The organism is Pseudomonas sp. PB103, assembly GCF_009764635.1.
GTDB lineage: Bacteria > Pseudomonadota > Gammaproteobacteria > Pseudomonadales > Pseudomonadaceae > Aquipseudomonas.
Map to the genome: position 1 here is coordinate 96,786 of NZ_RWIL01000123.1, position 16,720 is coordinate 113,505.

Here is a 16,720-nt window from a genome sequence, read left to right on the forward strand (position 1 = left end):
TGTCAGCAGCTGTTTATACTGCAAGCGACCACGCCGCACTCAGTTGCGCACAGAAAAATTTCAATAATTCCTGCCTGCACCGACGCTCTTCGAGATCGGTCGTCGGCCTGCGTATGCCTGATCAACGCGTCAAGACTAACGACAGAGACCTTGCGCATGCCACTCGCCTTGCTTGCACTCGCTGTTGCCGCGTTCGGCATCGGCACCACTGAATTCGTCATCATGGGTCTGCTGCCCGACGTTGCCCGCGACCTCGCCGTGAGCATTCCGCATGCCGGCCTGCTGATCACCGGTTACGCGCTGGGCGTGGTATTCGGCGCACCGATCCTGGCGATCGGCACGGCCAACATGCCACGCAAAGCGACATTGCTGGGCATGACGCTGATGTTCATCCTCGGCAACATCCTCTGCGCCCTCGCCCCCAACTACGCAACGCTGATGGCCGCGCGGGTGGTGACGGCGCTGTGCCATGGCGCATTTTTCGGCATCGGTTCGGTGGTCGCCGCCGGGCTGGTGGCGCCGAACAAACGCGCTCAGGCGATTGCGATGATGTTCACCGGGCTGACCCTGGCCAACGTGCTCGGCGTGCCATTGGGCACAGCGCTCGGCCAGTACGCAGGCTGGCGTTCGACCTTCTGGGCGGTGTCGGTTATCGGTGTCATCGCTGCCCTCGCACAATGGTTGTGGCTGCCGAAACACATCCCCATGGACAAGGCCAACCTCGCCAGCGAATTCAAAGTGCTGGGCAAGGTCAATGTGCTGCTGGCGTTGGGCATGAGTGTGCTGGCCTCGACCAGTCTGTTCAGCGTGTTCACTTATATCGCGCCGATCCTGCAGGACATCACTGGCGTCAGCCCGCACGGTGTGACCGTGATGTTGCTGCTGTTCGGTGTCGGTTTGACCGGCGGCAGCATGCTCGGCGGACGTTTGGCCGATAGCCGTTTGTTGCCTTCGCTGGTCGGTGTGGCCTTGGCGGTGGTGGTGATTCTGGCGGCGTTCAGCCAGACCAGCCGCTCGGTGGTACCGGCAGCGATCACCCTGGTGCTGTGGGGGATTTTTGCCTTCGCGCTGTGCCCGATCCTGCAACTGCTGATCATCGATCAGGCGCATGAAGCACCGAATCTGGGCTCGACGCTGAACCAGAGTGCGTTCAATCTCGGCAACGCGGCGGGTGCATGGATCGGCGGGTTGGTGGTTGCCAGCGGCGCAGATCTGGCCGACTTGCCTTGGACGGGTGCCGTGGTCGGTGTGTTGACGGTACTGACGGCGTTGTTCTTCATCTACCTGCAACGTCGTAGCGCGACTGCGGTCAATGTGTCCGGCTAATCGTGTTGTGCCAGGAAGCGCCCTCACCCTAACCCTCTCCCAGAGGGAGAGGGGACTGACTGTGTTGAATGTTCGAGTTACATCGACCTGAAATTTCGAGCCGAACTCAGGCCCTGAAAGACTTGAAGATCTGCTCCCTTTCCCCCTCTCGCTAAGGGAGAGGGCTGGGGTGAGGGGGCTCTTGATCTCATCACACAATCAACTGTGTCCCGATCCTGACTCAACCCATCCAACACCTGCACCAAAGATTCGGTGCGCTATCTTTCCCCCCCCTCATCCAAAGGACCCCGGATGCTTGAACTCGTCGCCGCTTTCATCTGTTTGACCACCCTCCTCACCTTCGTCAACTTCCGCTTCATCGGCCTGCCGCCGACCATCGGCGTGATGGTTACCGCGTTGATGTTTTCCCTGCTGCTGCAAGGCCTCAGCGTGCTCGGCTACCCCGGCCTCGAAGAACGCGTGCAGCAACTGATCGGCCAGATCGACTTCGGCGATCTGCTGATGAACTGGATGCTGTCGTTCCTGTTGTTCGCCGGCGCCTTGCACGTGAACCTCAACGACTTGCGCAGCTACCGCTGGCCCATCGGCCTGCTGGCGACCTTCGGTGTCCTGATCGCCACGGCGGTGATCGGCAGCCTCGCCTATTACATCTTTGCCCTGTTCGGCTGGCACGTGAGCTTCCTGTACTGCCTGTTGTTCGGCGCACTGATTTCGCCGACTGACCCGATCGCGGTGCTCGGCGTACTGCGAACCGCCAACGCTTCGAAACCGCTGAAAACTACCATCGTCGGCGAATCGCTGTTCAACGATGGCACTGCGGTGGTGGTGTTCACCGTGTTGCTGGGCATCGCCCAACTTGGCGAAACCCCGACCGTTGGTGCCACCGCCCTGCTGTTCGCGCACGAAGCCATTGGCGGCGTCGTGTTCGGCGGGCTGATCGGTTATCTGGTCTACCTGATGATCAAGAGCATCGAGCAGCACCAGATCGAAGTGATGCTGACCCTTGCGCTGGTGATCGGCGGTTCGGCCATGGCCAGCGAACTGCACGTTTCGGCACCGATCGCGATGGTGGTAGCCGGTCTGATCATCGGTAACCTGGGGCGCAACCTGGCGATGAACGACATGACCCGCAAATACCTCGACGGTTTTTGGGAGTTGCTCGATGACATGCTCAACGCACTGCTGTTTGCGCTGATCGGCCTGGAGCTGTTGCTGCTGCCGTTCAACTGGTTGCACTTGGCGGCGGCAGGTTTGTTGGCGGTGGCGATTCTGTTGTCGCGCCTGCTCACCGTGGCCCCGGCGATTGTCCTGCTGCGCCGCTGGCGCACGGTGCCGCGCGGCACCATCCGCGTGTTGACGTGGGGTGGTTTGCGCGGTGGCGTCTCGGTGGCGCTGGCACTGTCGCTGCCGCTGGGCACCGAACGTGACTTGTTGCTGAGCATCACCTACATCGTCGTGCTGTCGTCGATTCTGGTGCAGGGCCTGACCATTGGCCGGGTTGTCCGTGGGGTGACTGCCCCACAAGGCGCCAGCGCTGCCGATGCTGCGCACTGACACTTGACCGGGCTCCGTCGCAGCGCATCTGCGCTGCGACGGAGTACACGCAACACCCTCCCCGCCCGATACGATCTCTTCCGTTAGCCGGACGCTCTCAGCACCGCATCCACCTGCTCGGCCGCGTGCAAAAGAATGCTGTCGTCTCGAAAACCGCCAATCATTTGCAGACCTGCAGGCAACGCCCCGGCGTTGCGCACGAGCGGAATGTTGATCTGAGGCAAACCGAACGCCATCCAGAATTTGCTGAAATCCGAAGGCCCGGTCGCGCCAAGGCCCAACGGGGCGACGATGCCGCAGCTCGCCCCCAGCATGGCGTCAAACGGTTTGAATATTGGTTCCAGCACAGCGGCCAATGCTGCCAAACGTTTCTTTGCCGCAGATTCCTGTTCCCACGTCGTCAGGCGGGCGCGTTCGATCATCGCCAACACTTCTTCGCTGAGTAGCTCAGGCTGCGCTTGCAGTTCTTTGGCCAGCGATCGGGCGCCCTCGCAATCGTTGATCAACAAATGGTCATCGAATACCGTCGCAAACTCCTCGGGCAACTCCACCTCGCGCACCTGATGGCCCGCCCGGCGCAGATCTTCAACGGCAGCGTCCAGCGATCTGGCGATGTCCTCATCGACCTGATCCCAGCGCGCGGTGCGACAGAAGCCGAACGTGCACAACTGCCGCTCATGAGCACTCGCCGGCAACCCAGGGATCAAGACCTGAGCCATCAAGTGCAGATCACGCACCGAGCGGCCATACCAACCCACCGTGTCGAAGCTCGGCGCCAGCGGTTTTACCCCCTCCAGAGAAACCAGCCCATAGGTCGGTTTGAACGCATACAGTCCGCAATACGAGGCCGGTTTGATCAACGATCCAGCGGTCTGCGTACCCAAGGCGATCGGAAAAAACCCGGCCGCCATCCCCGCTGCCGAGCCGGCACTGGAGCTTCCCGGCGTCCGCTCGAAATCATGCGGATTACGCGTCGGCCCGGTGTGCATGTACGCGAATTCGGTGGTGTGGGTCTTGCCCATGATCACCGCGCCGGCCTGACGCAACAGCGCGACGACATGCGCATCACGCGAAGGACAATTGCCTGCATAGATCGGCGAGTAAAACCCCGTGGGATGATCGGCGGTGTCGAAGATGTCCTTGATCCCCACCGGCACACCGGCAAGGAGGCCATTGGTATTGCGGTTTTTAATCTGGCGAGCCTGGCGGCGTACCTGATCCGGGTCGACCGCAACAAAGGCTTGTACGCTGTGCTCCTGGGCTTCGACACAATCGAGAAAATGCTCGGCGACCGATTCTGCGCTCACCATGTCCGAACGCACCATGTGCGAAATGGCAGTGGCGTCAGCCTGATTAAAATTGTGCATAGATACCCTGCAGATCAGTGAAGCCCTTTATCTCGATCGGGTTTCCGGCAGGGTCCAGAAAAAACATGGTCGCCTGCTCACCGGGCTCGCCGGCAAAACGAAGGCTGGGTGGCAGAACAAATTCCACTTGGGCTTCGATCAAGCGGTCTTTCAAGACGTGCCAGTCAGACATTTCGAGGATCACGCCCAGGTGCGGCATCGGCACGTTGTGCTCACCGACTTTGCCGGTGTTACTCACCGCAAAGGGCTCGCCCAGATGCAACGACAATTGATGCCCGAAAAAATTGAAATCGACCCAAGTGTCGGTGCTGCGCCCTTCTTCGCATCCCAATAAATCCCCGTAGAACTGGCGGGTAACCTGCAAATCACGGACGTGCATCGCGAGATGAAAAATCGATTGCATAGAGAACTCCTGACGATCGCCGGACGATAGAAACAGCTCAACAGTTGAAGACTGTGCGGTTGGCATCAAAAGAGATAGCCTGTAATTCTTTCCGTCATCAAAAGCATTTCTTATGGACTCGCGCTATTTAAGAAGCCTGATCACCGTCGTCGAATGTGGCTCGATCGCCCATGCCGCGCGCGTCGAAGGCTTGACGGCCGCAGCGATCAGCCAGCGTATTCTCGCCCTCGAACGGCAACTCGGCTTTGAGCTGTTGTCCCGCGTCGGCCACGCCGCCAAGCCGAGTCAGGCCTGCCTCGATTTACTGCCCAGGGCCAGACGCATCGTGCGCGAAGTGGCGTTACTGGCGGGAGATGCGGACCTCGCAGGGCTGACGGGACCGTTGCGCATCGGCGCGATTTCCACGGTTCTGACCGGGCTGTTGCCGGGAGCACTGCGCGCACTGACCGAGTTGGCGCCGGGGCTGACGCCGGTGATCGTGCCGGGAACATCGCGGTCGTTGTATCAAGCACTTCTTTCGGGAGAAATGGATGCGGCGATCCTCGTGGTTCCGCCGTTCGAGTTGCCCAAAGCGCTGCAAGCGGTGTCCCTGCGCAAGGAGCCGCTGGTGTTTCTGTCGAAGCAAACGTCCACGCAGAGCATCCCCGCACAACTGATGAACCAGCCCTACATCCGTTACGACCCTGACGCATGGGGCGGGCGGCACGCCGAGCACTATCTGGCGGAGCATGGACTGACGCCGACGCCGCTGGTCGATCTCGACGCGCTGGAGACCATTGCCATGCTGGTGACGGGCGGCATGGGCGTGAGCCTCGTGCCCTATTGGTCCGGTTTTGAGCAATGGGCTCAGCAATGTGCGGTAAGCCCGCTTGGCACTGACCGCTACGACCGTGAGATCGCGCTGATCAGCCCCGCCCAGACCGATCGGCCGAACATGATCAGCGCCTTGTGCAAAGCGCTTTCAACCGCCACCCCTGAGCGCAATCAATCTTTCTTCGACTCGCCTTGATCGTCTTCAGGGCCATCGACTTTCGCCGAGCCGCTCTCGCTGCGGATCTGCGCGTGGCTGATCAGGGCGAAGATAAAGCTGCCGCCGATGATATTGCCCGCCAGCGTGGGGCCGGCGAAGACCATCCAGAAATCACTCCACGGCAACTCGCCGGCAAACACCAGGTACGACACTTCGGCCGAACCGACGACGATGTGGGTGAAATCGCCGAGCGCCATGAGGTAGGTGATGAGGATGATGATCCACATCTTCGCGCTCTCCATGGACGGGATCATCCAGACCATGGTGGCAATCATCCAGCCGGAAACGATGCCTTTGGCGAACATCTGGCTGGCGTGGTTTTCCATGACCTTGCGGCCGATTTCGAGGAAGGCGTGGTCAGTCTTGGTGTCGAAGATCGGCAGTTCGAGCATCACGTATGCCACCAGAATCGTGCCACACAGGTTGCCGACCAACACCACTGTCCACAGCCGGATCAGCCGGCCGAAGTTGCGGACCGTCGGTTTGGTCATCACCGGCAGCACGGCGGTCAGGGTGTTTTCGGTGAACAGTTGCTGGCGGGCGAGGATCACCGCGAGGAAGCCTGCGCAGTAACCGAAACTGGCGATCACCTTGAATTCGTCGCCCTCGGGCAGGCGTGAATTGAGCAAGCCCATGCCCATCAGTGACAGGCCCATGGTCAGCCCGGCGGCGAGCGCCGACCACCAGAGTGCGGCAATGCTGCGCTCCAGCTCCTGATCGCCTTGGGTGCGGATGATTTCATGCAGGACGGCCGCACGGGGCGGCTGGTTTTTCTCGACTTCGTGCTGCTCTTTGGCCGAGAGGTCGGGGGTCTTGCCGTCAGTGGGCGTGGTCATGGCGAGGGAACCGTGGGGGGTGGTGTTTAGCTACGACCCTTGCGGCTTGTAATACGTTCTGTGAGCGCCACGCAAATCCTCCGCCGGACCTGTAGGAGCTGCCGCAGGCTCGGGCCGCGATCGGACGATCTTTTGATCTTGCTTTACAAAAACAAAGTCAAAAGATCGCAGCCTGCGGCAGCTCCTACAGGGGTCGCGTTATTTGGTGACTAATTCATCTTCCTGGAACTGGTCTTTGACGTATTTGATTTCGGTGCGGCCGTGCGGTGCCGGCAAACCGTCTTCGCCGAGGTTCACAAACACCATTTTCTCGACGGTCAGAATGCTCTTGCGGGTGATCTTGTTGCGCACTTCGCAGGTCAGGGTGATCGAGGTGCGGCCGAACTCGGTGGCGGTGATGCCCAGTTCGATGATGTCGCCCTGGCGCGAGGCGCTGACGAAGTTGATTTCGGAAATGTACTTGGTCACCACGCGCTGATTGCCCAACTGCACGATGGCGTAAATCGCCGCTTCCTCGTCGATCCAGCGCAGCAGACTGCCACCGAACAGGGTGCCGTTGGGGTTAAGGTCTTCGGGTTTTACCCATTTGCGGGTGTGGAAATTCATGGGGGACGGACTCCGAGGTGTTTGGGCATTAGGTTTACTCCCCCAGCTTCAAGTTGCAAGCGACAAGCTGCAAGTAAAAGCCGAGCCGCTGTTACTTGTCGCTTGCGGCTTGCCACTCGCAGCTCAAAGAAAGCTATAATCGCCCCCGTTTCAAAACGGTCATCTTCAATTGATACCGTTTTCCCGCCACCTGTCCGAGGGGCGCTGCAGCAGGTTCAACCTGTCAGGCTCGGATGGGGCGTTGACCGGCCTTAGGCTGGACACTAAACGCACAACGGCGCCCATTCGCATACATTACGAATGGAGGCTCTTCATGAGCGCTGTTATCACGCCTGCAGATTTTAACGATTACAAAGTTGCCGACATGTCCCTGGCTGCCTGGGGTCGTCGCGAAACCATCATCGCCGAATCGGAAATGCCAGCTCTGATGGGTCTGCGTCGCAAGTACTCCGGCGAACAGCCGTTGAAAGGCGCCAAGATCCTCGGCTGCATCCACATGACCATTCAGACTGCCGTGCTGATCGAAACCCTGGTTGCCCTGGGTGCCGAAGTACGTTGGTCGTCGTGCAACATTTTCTCGACTCAGGATCAGGCTGCTGCCGCTATCGCTGCTGCCGGCATCCCGGTTTTCGCCTGGAAAGGCGAGACTGAAGAAGAGTACGAGTGGTGCCTGGAACAAACCATCCTGAAGGATGGCGCGCCATGGGACGCCAACATGATCCTCGACGACGGCGGCGACCTGACTCAGCTGCTGCACGACAAGTACCCACAAGTACTGGATCGCGTTCACGGCGTGACCGAAGAAACCACCACCGGCGTACACCGCCTGCTGGACATGCTGGCCAAAGGCGAGCTGAAAATCCCGGCCATCAACGTCAACGACTCGGTGACCAAGTCCAAGAACGACAACAAGTACGGCTGCCGTCACAGCCTGAACGATGCGATCAAGCGTGGTACCGACCACCTGCTGTCCGGCAAGCAAGCGCTGGTCATCGGTTACGGTGACGTGGGCAAGGGTTCGGCTCAGTCCCTGCGTCAGGAAGGCATGATCGTCAAGGTTTCCGAAGTTGACCCGATCTGCGCCATGCAAGCGTGCATGGACGGTTTCGAACTGGTTTCGCCGTTCATCGACGGTATCAACGACGGTTCCGAAGCAAGCATCGACAAAGCGCTGCTGGGCAAGATCGACCTGATCGTGACCACCACCGGTAACGTCAATGTTTGCGACGCGAACATGCTCAAAGCCCTGAAGAAGCGCGCTGTGGTCTGCAACATCGGTCACTTCGACAACGAAATCGACACCGCTTTCATGCGCAAGAACTGGGCATGGGAAGAAGTGAAGCCGCAAGTACACAAGATCCACCGTACCGGCGCTGGCGCTTTCGACGCTCAGAACGATGACTACCTGATCCTGCTGGCCGAAGGCCGTCTGGTTAACCTGGGTAACGCCACTGGTCACCCAAGCCGCATCATGGACGGTTCGTTCGCCAACCAGGTTCTGGCGCAGATCTTCCTGTTCGGCCAGAAGTACGCCGACCTGTCGCCAGCCCAGAAAGCCGAGCGCCTGACCGTTGAAGTACTGCCGAAGAAACTCGACGAAGAAGTGGCTCTGGAAATGGTTCGCGGCTTCGGCGGCGTGGTCACTCAACTGACCAAGCAACAGGCTGACTACATCGGCGTCACCGTCGAAGGCCCGTTCAAGCCGCACGCTTACCGCTACTAAGACAAGAGCAGCTGCGAGCTTCTAGCTTCAGGCGGCAAGTAAGGTCAAAAGCCGGACTTGCCGTGCGAAGCCTGAGGCTCTGCCATCATTTCAAAACAGCGTCAGGCTACAGGCTACTAGCACAAGAGATCAGCGCACCTCCGCTGCTCTTGCAGCTTGAAGCTTGCAGCTTGTAGCTGGAGGTTTCCTCCATGTCCCAAGACCGTCGCTACAGCTTCGAGTTCTTCCCGACCAAGACCGATGCTGGGCATGAAAAACTGCTCGCCACTGCCCGTCAGTTGGCCACTTACAACCCCGACTTCTTCTCCTGCACCTATGGCGCTGGTGGTTCGACCCGTGATCGCACCCTCAACACCGTTCTGCAACTGGAAAGCGAAGTAAAAGTACCGGCCGCACCGCACCTGTCGTGCGTCGGCGACAGCAAGGACGACCTGCGCGGCCTGCTGAACGAGTACAAGGCTGCCGGCATCAAGCGCATCGTTGCCCTGCGCGGTGACCTGCCGTCCGGCATGGGCATGACCAGCGGTGAGCTGCGTCACGCCAATGAACTGGTGGAATTCATTCGTGAAGAAACCGGCGATCATTTCCACATCGAAGTGGCTGCTTACCCGGAGATGCATCCGCAAGCGCGCAACTACGAAGACGATCTGGCCAACTTCATCCGCAAGGCCAAGGCCGGTGCCGACAGCGCGATCACCCAGTACTTCTTCAACGCCGACAGCTACTTCTACTTTGTCGAGCGTTTGCAGGCGCAGGGTGTCGATCTGCCGATCGTGCCGGGGATCATGCCGATCACCAACTACAGCAAACTCGCGCGCTTCTCCGACGCCTGCGGTGCGGAAATCCCGCGCTGGATTCGCAAGCAACTGGAAGCCTACGGCGATGACACGCAAAGCATTCAGCGCTTTGGTGAGCAAGTCGTCAGCGAGATGTGCGAGCGCCTGTTGCAGGGCGGCGCACCGGGGCTGCACTTCTATTCCATGAACCAGGCTGAGCCTAGCCTGGCGATCTGGAATAACCTGAAGTTGCCTCGTTAAGCGTTAGAAGCAAGATCAAAAGATCGCAGCCTTCGGCAGCTCCTACATTGGTATTAATTACACCTGTAGGAGCTGCCGAAGGCTGCGATCTTTTGCTTTTAAATGCCCGAAACAGAGCTTGTGCCGGCACTTTCTGGCTCTTTCGCGTTTCTCGTCGTAATCTCAAGCCATGCCTTTGATCACGCAGTTATTCGCCGTGCTGGTTTTTGCTTGCCTGAGCTTCGCCGCTCGGGGCGAGAAGCTGCGTATTGTCACCGAGCCGTGGGCGCCTTACGTCTATGAAGAGAACGGCAGGAACCTCGGTCTCGACTACGAAACCACGGCCATCGTCTTTAAACGTCTGGGTATCGAAGTGGAATGGCAATTCCTCCCGTGGAAGCGTTGCCTGTCGATGCTGGAGACCGGTCAGGCTGATGGCGCGCTGGATATTTTTCACAGCGACGAGCGCGATGCCACCCTGCTCTACCCGAGCGAACCGCTGTCGGACGTCGAGTTCGTGATGTTCTACGCCAACGCCCGGCCGCATCCGTTCAGCAAACTCGAACAACTCAAGGGCCTGACCATCGGCACCTCACCGGGTTATCTGTACAGCCCCGACTTCAACAATTCGACGCTGTTTACTCGTGAGCCGGCGCCGACCCACGAAGCCAACTTCGGCAAACTGGTGCGCGGTCGCATCGACCTGTTGATCACCGATCGCCGCGTTGGTCAGCACTTGCTCGATGAATTGAATATTCGCGATCAGATCAGTGAAAATCCAACCGTTATTAGTCGTCAAAGCCAGTTTTTGGCAGTTCGGCGCAATGCCGGCATGGATTTGCTGGTGCAGCGTTTCGGTGCCGAACTCAAACGTTTCAAGCGTGAACCGGCGTATGCGGAGCTGAGCACACGCTACGGCGCCGCCCCGTCCGAGGTCACGCCGCTGGGCAATGCCTCGGCTAGCAGTAAAACCGTTGAGCAGCAGGAAAGCAGCGCGCAGTGATTGCTCTGTTATACTCCGGCGTTCCCGCCAGGCTCACGCCCGGACGCCCGGAACCGTAACAGGCCTCTCGACCCGCTACAGCGCAGCCTCCCAGCCCGCGCGAGCGCTCCAGACGTGCCTTCGGAACCGCAGCAGGACCGGACGGGATTGCGTCCTCTTAAACGTGATTCGCGCCAGGCAAGACTCCCATTGGGCCAAGCCCTAACTAAAACAGGATTACTCATGTCCTTTGCTTCCCTCGGTCTCTCCGAGGCTTTAGTCCGCGCCATCGAAGATGCGGGCTATACCGAGCCTACTCCGGTGCAACAGCGGGCCATTCCCGCCGTGTTGCAAGGTCGCGACCTGATGGTGGCGGCTCAGACAGGTACCGGTAAAACCGGCGGTTTCGCCCTTCCGATCCTGGAGCGGTTGTTCCCCAACGGTCACCCGGACAAATCCCAGCGTCATGGCCCGCGCCAACCGCGCGTACTGGTCCTGACCCCGACCCGCGAACTCGCGGCCCAGGTACACGAGAGCTTCAAGATCTACGCCCGTGACCTGAAATTCGTCAGCGCCTGCATCTTCGGCGGCGTCGGCATGAACCCACAGGTTCAGGCCATGTCCCGCGGTGTTGACGTGCTCGTTGCCTGCCCGGGTCGTTTGCTTGACCTGTGCGGCCAGGGCAGCGTTGACCTGTCCCACGTGGAAATCCTCGTCCTCGACGAAGCCGACCGCATGCTCGACATGGGTTTCGTGCACGACGTGAAGAAAGTCCTCGCGCGCCTGCCGTCCAAGCGTCAGAACCTACTGTTCTCGGCGACGTTCTCCAAGGACATCACCGATCTTGCCGGCAAGCTGCTGCACAACCCGGAACGCATCGAAGTGACGCCGCCGAACACCACGGTCGAGCGCATCGAACAACGCGTCTTCCGTCTGCCGGCCAGCCACAAGCGTGCGCTGCTGGCGCACCTGATCACCGCCGGCGCGTGGGAACAGGTGCTGGTGTTCACTCGCACCAAGCACGGCGCCAACCGTCTGGCCGAGTACCTGGACAAACACGGCCTGCCGGCTGTGGCGATCCACGGTAACAAGAGCCAGAACGCGCGCACCAAAGCGCTGGCCGACTTCAAGGCCAACCAGGTACGCATTCTGGTTGCCACCGACATTGCCGCGCGCGGTCTGGACATTGATCAGTTGCCACACGTGGTCAACTTCGAACTGCCGAACGTCGATGAAGATTACGTTCACCGTATCGGCCGTACTGGCCGTGCCGGTCGTTCGGGCGAGGCGATTTCGCTGGTCGCGCCGGACGAAGAAAAACTGCTGAAAAGCATCGAACGCATGACCAAGCAGAAAATCGCCGACGGCGACCTGATGGGCTTCGATTCGAGCACCATTGAAGCCGAGAAGCCGGAAGTGCGTGAGCGTCCGGACGTGCGTAACCCGCGCAATCCACGTGGCCCACGCGGCGACGGGCCGAATGGCGGCGGCGGTGGCGGCGGTCGTAAAGACAAAGGCAAAGACAAGGGCAAAGAGAAGCCGGCCGGTGAACGTGGCGAGCGCCCTGCCCGTCAGCAGAAACCGCGCGAAGGCACTCCGGCCCGTGAACAGCGTCCGAGCCAGCCGCCGCGTGCGGCAGCTGATCGTGCGCCGGACGAGTTCCTCGATGACGATGTGGATAACTTCGGTAACCGCGTTGACTACGTGCCAAAGCCTGCCCCGGCTGGCGGTCGCGGCCGTCGTCCAGGCGCACCGGCTCAAGGTGCTGGCGCAGGTTCGGGCGCACCACGCGGCGGTCAGTCGCAAGGTCGCCAGAACGGTCCGCGCAACAGCAACGGTTCGAGCACCGGCACCCCGCCAGCCAAACGCAGCGGCCCGCGCAACGGCGCACCGCGTGATGGTCAGCCGGCGCGTCGCGATGACGCATCGTCGTCGCGCAACCGTCGTCCAGCCCGTGACGATCAGCCACGTAGCGAACCGGCCGTGCAAAACCCGCGCAGCACTGGCCCGAAGATCATGCACAAGGAATCGAAAGCCGACCGCTTTCCAACGCCTGAGCAGCTCGATCAACTGCCAAGCCGCCCGCGTGGCGAAAAACCAGCCTTGCTGACCCGCAATCGCTGAGTTAACGCTGCAATGAAAAATGCCCCGCCTCGCAAGAGCCGGGGCATTTTTTATGGACGCCGCGAATATCCCTGCCCCCCCGTGCACACCAACCCTGTGGCGAGGGGATTTATCCCCGATCGGCTGCGAAGCAGTCGCAAAACCATTCAATGCGGTGTGCCTGATACCCCTCGGTTGCAGGTTTTTGGGCCGCTGCGCGACCCATCGGGGATAAATCCCCTCACCACAAAAAGCCCGACCCCACAGGGATTAGTGTTGTGGCGGGCAATAAAAAACGCCCCTGGCCTTTCAACCGGGGGCGTTTTTGTGTGGCAGGGGGAAAGTTATTTAACTTTCACGCCTTCCAGCGAGATGTCCAGATCCGCAGTTTGCGAGGTAGGACCTGGGCCCTTGATCCCGAAATCGTTCAAGTTCAGGGTGGTCTTGGCGTTGAAGCCAGCACGCTCGCCGCCCCATGGATCCTTGCCTTCGCCGTTGAACGTAGCCTTGAAGGTTACTGGCTTGGTCACGCCGTGCAGGGTCAGGTCGCCAGTCACGTCAGCAGTCTTTTCGCCGGTCGATTTAACGGCGGTGGAAACGAACTTGGCGTCAGCAAACTTGCCCACGTCGAGGAAGTCTTTGCTGGCGATGTGCTTGTCACGCTCAGCGTGGTTCGACCACAGGCTGGCGGTTTTCACGTCTACAGCGATCTTGCTGGCTTCAGGCTTGGCCGAATCCCACGAGAACGTACCGTCGAAATCTTTGAAAGTACCGTGGATGAAGCTGTAACCCAGGTGGCTGATTTTCCAGTCAACGAAGGCGTGCTGACCTTCCTTGTCGATTTTGTAGTCCGCTGCCATGGCCTGGGCCGAGAGCAGTGCAGAACCGATTGCCAGAGCGGCCAGAGTCTTTTTCAACATGCTTTCTTTTCCTTTGAGTCGAGGTTGAATTTCAGGCTTTGCGACCGAGCATTCGCGTCAGGGTCGCATCACGATCGATAAAGTGGTGCTTCAATGCTGCCAACGCATGGAGACCGGAAAAAATTACCAGCGCCCACGCCAGCCAGAGATGAATCACCCCGGCGGTATCTGCCTGATCCGGTAGTCCGGAAACCAGTGCAGGAACTTCAAACAGGCCAAACACCGGGATCCCGACACCGTCTGCGGTGGAAATCAGGTAACCGGCAAGCATCACAGCGAACAGCGCCAGATACAGAAACCCGTGGCCGAACTTGGCGCCGATACGGGTCATGCGGCTGTAGCTTTGCAGCGTCGGCGGCGGTGGGCTGATAAAGCGCCACAGCACCCGCAACACCATCACGGCCAGCAACACCAGGCCAATACTCTTGTGCAGATCCGGCGCTTCTTTGCGCCAGCTGCTGTAGTAATCCAGCCCGACCATCCACAAACCCAGCGCGAACAGCCCGAAGACCACCAGCGCCACGCCCCAGTGCATGAAGATGCTGACCCAACCATAGCGCGAAGAAGAGTTACGTAGCTGCATTGCCCAAATCCTGTGAGAACTGCGAACCAAGACTAGCGAGTTATCTATCGAATTAAAGCGGAAAATTTCGCTTTGAAATATCGAGAAATACGATCAAGAGTCTGTAAGTGGCTTGTTAAGGAAAGATTAAAGAGAAAAGTGTGGCGGGATGTTAGGTGGAAGATCCTGATGATGCGCTGTCTGGACAGGCCTCATCGCGGGCAAGCCCGCTCCCACAGTGGTCGGTGGCGTTCACAAATCCTGCGTTCACCTCAGAAACCTGTGGGAGCTGGCTTGCCAGCGATGGGGCCCTCACAGGCAAAAAAAAGCGCGGCATAAAGGCCGCGCTTCTTCATTCACCGCAAGGCTTACTGCGCCTTGGTCTCGGTCGTTGCCGCAGGCTTGGCCGCTGGCTTCTTCGCCGGCTCAGCCTTCTTCGCTGCCGGTTTCGCCGCAGGCTTTTTCGCTTCGGTTTTAGCCGCCGGCTTCTTCGCCGCAGGCTTGGCCGCCGCTTTCTTCGCCGGTGCAGCTTTCACTGGTGCCGCAGGTTTTGGCGCTTCCACCGGAGCTGGCGCAGGTGCCGGGGTCGGCGCAGGTGCTGGAGCGACCGGAGCAGGTGCAGGCTCTGGCGCCTTCACTGGCTCAGGCTTCTTCTCGTCATCCGAACCACCAAACAGCTTGCTGAAGAAGTTGCCCTTCTTCGCCGCCACGGCACCCGCCGCGCCTGCCGCTGCTGCAGCCGGAACCACTTTGGCTGGCTCGAACGATTTGCCCGCCGCCAGATCTTCAACCTGACTGGCCGCACGCTGGCCGGTGCGCAGTGCGCCTTCCAGGGTCCCCGGGTACAAGGTGTCGGTGTGTTCGCCAGCGAACGTCACGCGTTGCAGCGGACGTTCCCACAGGCGCCAGAACTTGCTGATCTGGCCCGGGCCGTAAGCCAGGTAAGCGCCGCCCATCGACGGGTCGGTGCTGTAGCGACGGATTTCATAACCGGTGAACGAGCCACGGGCCTGTGGATAAAACGCGTGCAGACGGATCAGCACCTGATCGACCATCTGCTTGTCGCCGAACGCCTGCATGACACGAGCGTTGTCGCCGGACAGGTTGATCACCACGTTGGCGCCGCCCTTCAGGGCTGGTTCGATCCAGAGCATGCCGAGACCGGTGTTGCTGTAGATCTCGCCGGACATGCGCGCCTTGCTTTCCCACACCGGCGTCTTGAACTTCAGCATGATCTGGTCGCGCCAGCCGTAGTTGGTGCCTTTGATCGCCGCCAGATGCTGAGCATCCAGTGCCGGCGTCAGCGCAATTTTGTTCAGTGCACGCAAGGGCACGGCCAACACCACGTAGTCAGCCTGATAGCCAACGCTGCCGACCTTGACGGTCACGCCGTCCTTGTCCTGGGTGATCGCGGACACTGGCGAGTTGGTCTTGATGGTTTTGATCTGTTTGACGAACGCTTGCGCCAGCACCTGGCTGCCGCCGACCAGACGCGATGCGCGCAGGTCACGGTCAGAGATGCCGCGATACACGCGGTTCTGCTGAGCGAAATACAGCAGCGACAGACGCGACGGCTCGTCGTAGTGAGTGCGGATGTCCTGGTTGATCAGCTGACGCGCGGTGGCCGGCAGGTTCTGCTTGTCGAGCCAGCTCGATACGGTGATCTGATCCAGTGCGTGCAGGGTGTTGGTCGCCGCCGGGTTCTGCGGGTCGTCGATCGAGCGTGCCAGATCGTCGAGGGTTTTCTGGTAGCGCTTCAAGGCGTCGGCGGTGGCCGGTTGCTTGGTCGCCAGATCAGCGGCGGAGAAATACTCGCCGTCGATCAGGTAGCCCGGGGTCCGCACGAACTCAGGTGCCGGCGTGGTGCCGAGCTTGAAGGTCGACACGTACTTGTTCAGCACCGGCTGCGTTTTGTCGTTGCCGATCCACTCGCTGGTGGCCATGCCCGAGCGACCGCCCAGGCTCGGTTTGGCTTCCAGCAGCGTGACCTGCCAGCCCTTGTTTTGCAGTTCGTAGGCAGCGGTCAGGCCCGACAGGCCACCACCGATCACGATTGCGGTTTTATCCTTGGCCAGCGCCGTAACGCTGAACAGCCCCAACATCACCAGCGCACAGGCGCGCAGCCAACCGACAGACATTCAGCGAACTCCGGAAATAACACAGAAAAAAGCAGTTATGCGGGTCAGACGACCCAAAGAACCGCGAAGAATACGTTAGCCATCAAAACGCCGCCAGCGACGTCTATCGGCTCATACAAAGTAGCTCAATCGACACAATGGGTTGTCCCCGCGC

14 protein-coding genes and 1 riboswitch are annotated in these 16,720 nt (G+C 60.0%); of the genes, 7 read left to right on the forward strand and 7 right to left on the reverse strand.

The window, feature by feature from the left end; genetic code table 11:
* The first annotated feature begins 156 nt into the window (after positions 1 to 156).
* A complete protein-coding gene (locus EJA70_RS22025; protein WP_158833494.1) occupies positions 157 to 1,326 on the forward strand; it encodes an MFS transporter in 1,170 nt (389 codons plus the stop codon).
* A 291-nt stretch (positions 1,327 to 1,617) separates the two neighbouring features.
* Positions 1,618 to 2,880, forward strand: a complete 1,263-nt coding sequence (locus EJA70_RS22030) for a sodium:proton antiporter (RefSeq protein ID WP_158833496.1) — start codon at positions 1,618 to 1,620, stop codon at positions 2,878 to 2,880.
* An 83-nt stretch (positions 2,881 to 2,963) separates the two neighbouring features.
* On the opposite strand, the gene EJA70_RS22035 is transcribed toward EJA70_RS22030, so the two are convergent.
* Together EJA70_RS22035 and EJA70_RS22040 are read right to left on the reverse strand one after the other, a co-directional pair.
* Positions 2,964 to 4,247: an amidase gene (locus EJA70_RS22035; protein WP_158833498.1), complete on the reverse strand. Its 1,284-nt coding sequence runs from the start codon at positions 4,245 to 4,247 to the stop codon at positions 2,964 to 2,966.
* Complete coding sequence (locus EJA70_RS22040) at positions 4,234 to 4,650, reverse strand: VOC family protein (RefSeq protein WP_158833597.1); 417 nt, start codon at positions 4,648 to 4,650, stop codon at positions 4,234 to 4,236. Before EJA70_RS22040 ends, EJA70_RS22035 begins: the two co-directional genes overlap by 14 nt.
* Before the next feature lie 112 nt (positions 4,651 to 4,762).
* Here EJA70_RS22040 and EJA70_RS22045 point away from each other — a divergent pair, with 112 nt between their 5' ends.
* Complete coding sequence (locus EJA70_RS22045) at positions 4,763 to 5,659, forward strand: LysR substrate-binding domain-containing protein (RefSeq protein WP_158833500.1); 897 nt, start codon at positions 4,763 to 4,765, stop codon at positions 5,657 to 5,659.
* Here the strand turns inward: EJA70_RS22045 and EJA70_RS22050 are convergent.
* Both EJA70_RS22050 and EJA70_RS22055 read right to left on the reverse strand, forming a co-directional pair.
* Complete coding sequence (locus tag EJA70_RS22050; protein ID WP_158833502.1) at positions 5,635 to 6,516, reverse strand: formate/nitrite transporter family protein; 882 nt, start codon at positions 6,514 to 6,516, stop codon at positions 5,635 to 5,637. The two genes, EJA70_RS22045 and EJA70_RS22050, sit on opposite strands and share 25 nt — an antisense overlap.
* Positions 6,517 to 6,714: 198 nt before the next feature.
* On the reverse strand, positions 6,715 to 7,122 hold the full coding sequence (locus tag EJA70_RS22055) for an acyl-CoA thioesterase (RefSeq protein ID WP_016984776.1): 408 nt from the start codon (positions 7,120 to 7,122) through the stop codon (positions 6,715 to 6,717).
* Positions 7,123 to 7,312: 190 nt separating this feature from the next.
* Positions 7,313 to 7,412, forward strand: a riboswitch (S-adenosyl-L-homocysteine riboswitch).
* Positions 7,413 to 7,435: 23 nt separating this feature from the next.
* Between EJA70_RS22055 and ahcY the strand changes: the two genes are divergently transcribed.
* The 4 genes from ahcY to EJA70_RS22075 all read left to right on the forward strand — a co-directional run bounded on the left by ahcY (position 7,436) and on the right by EJA70_RS22075 (position 12,967).
* Entirely contained in the window at positions 7,436 to 8,845 is a 1,410-nt protein-coding gene (ahcY, locus tag EJA70_RS22060; protein WP_123593618.1) for an adenosylhomocysteinase, read from the forward strand.
* 191 nt (positions 8,846 to 9,036) lie between these two features.
* A complete protein-coding gene (metF, locus tag EJA70_RS22065) occupies positions 9,037 to 9,882 on the forward strand; it encodes a methylenetetrahydrofolate reductase [NAD(P)H] (protein WP_008083100.1) in 846 nt (281 codons plus the stop codon).
* Between the two features lie 169 nt (positions 9,883 to 10,051).
* Positions 10,052 to 10,864 carry an ABC transporter substrate-binding protein gene (locus tag EJA70_RS22070; protein ID WP_158833504.1) on the forward strand — a complete coding sequence of 271 codons (813 nt, stop codon included), beginning with the start codon at positions 10,052 to 10,054 and terminating at the stop codon, positions 10,862 to 10,864.
* Positions 10,865 to 11,086: 222 nt separating this feature from the next.
* Positions 11,087 to 12,967, forward strand: coding sequence for a DEAD/DEAH box helicase (locus EJA70_RS22075; protein WP_008083103.1), 1,881 nt, complete (start codon positions 11,087 to 11,089; stop codon positions 12,965 to 12,967).
* Between the two features lie 323 nt (positions 12,968 to 13,290).
* On the opposite strand, the gene EJA70_RS22080 is transcribed toward EJA70_RS22075, so the two are convergent.
* The 3 genes from EJA70_RS22080 to EJA70_RS22090 form a co-directional block, all read right to left on the reverse strand.
* Positions 13,291 to 13,866 carry a YceI family protein gene (locus EJA70_RS22080; protein ID WP_008083105.1) on the reverse strand — a complete coding sequence of 192 codons (576 nt, stop codon included), beginning with the start codon at positions 13,864 to 13,866 and terminating at the stop codon, positions 13,291 to 13,293.
* A gap of 31 nt (positions 13,867 to 13,897) precedes the next feature.
* The gene (locus EJA70_RS22085; RefSeq protein ID WP_007913713.1) at positions 13,898 to 14,449 is read right to left on the reverse strand and encodes a cytochrome b; all 552 of its coding nucleotides are present in this window, start codon (positions 14,447 to 14,449) and stop codon (positions 13,898 to 13,900) included.
* A 347-nt stretch (positions 14,450 to 14,796) separates the two neighbouring features.
* Positions 14,797 to 16,566, reverse strand: a complete 1,770-nt coding sequence (locus EJA70_RS22090; RefSeq protein WP_158833506.1) for a flavin monoamine oxidase family protein — start codon at positions 16,564 to 16,566, stop codon at positions 14,797 to 14,799.
* Positions 16,567 to 16,720: the final 154 nt, after the last annotated feature.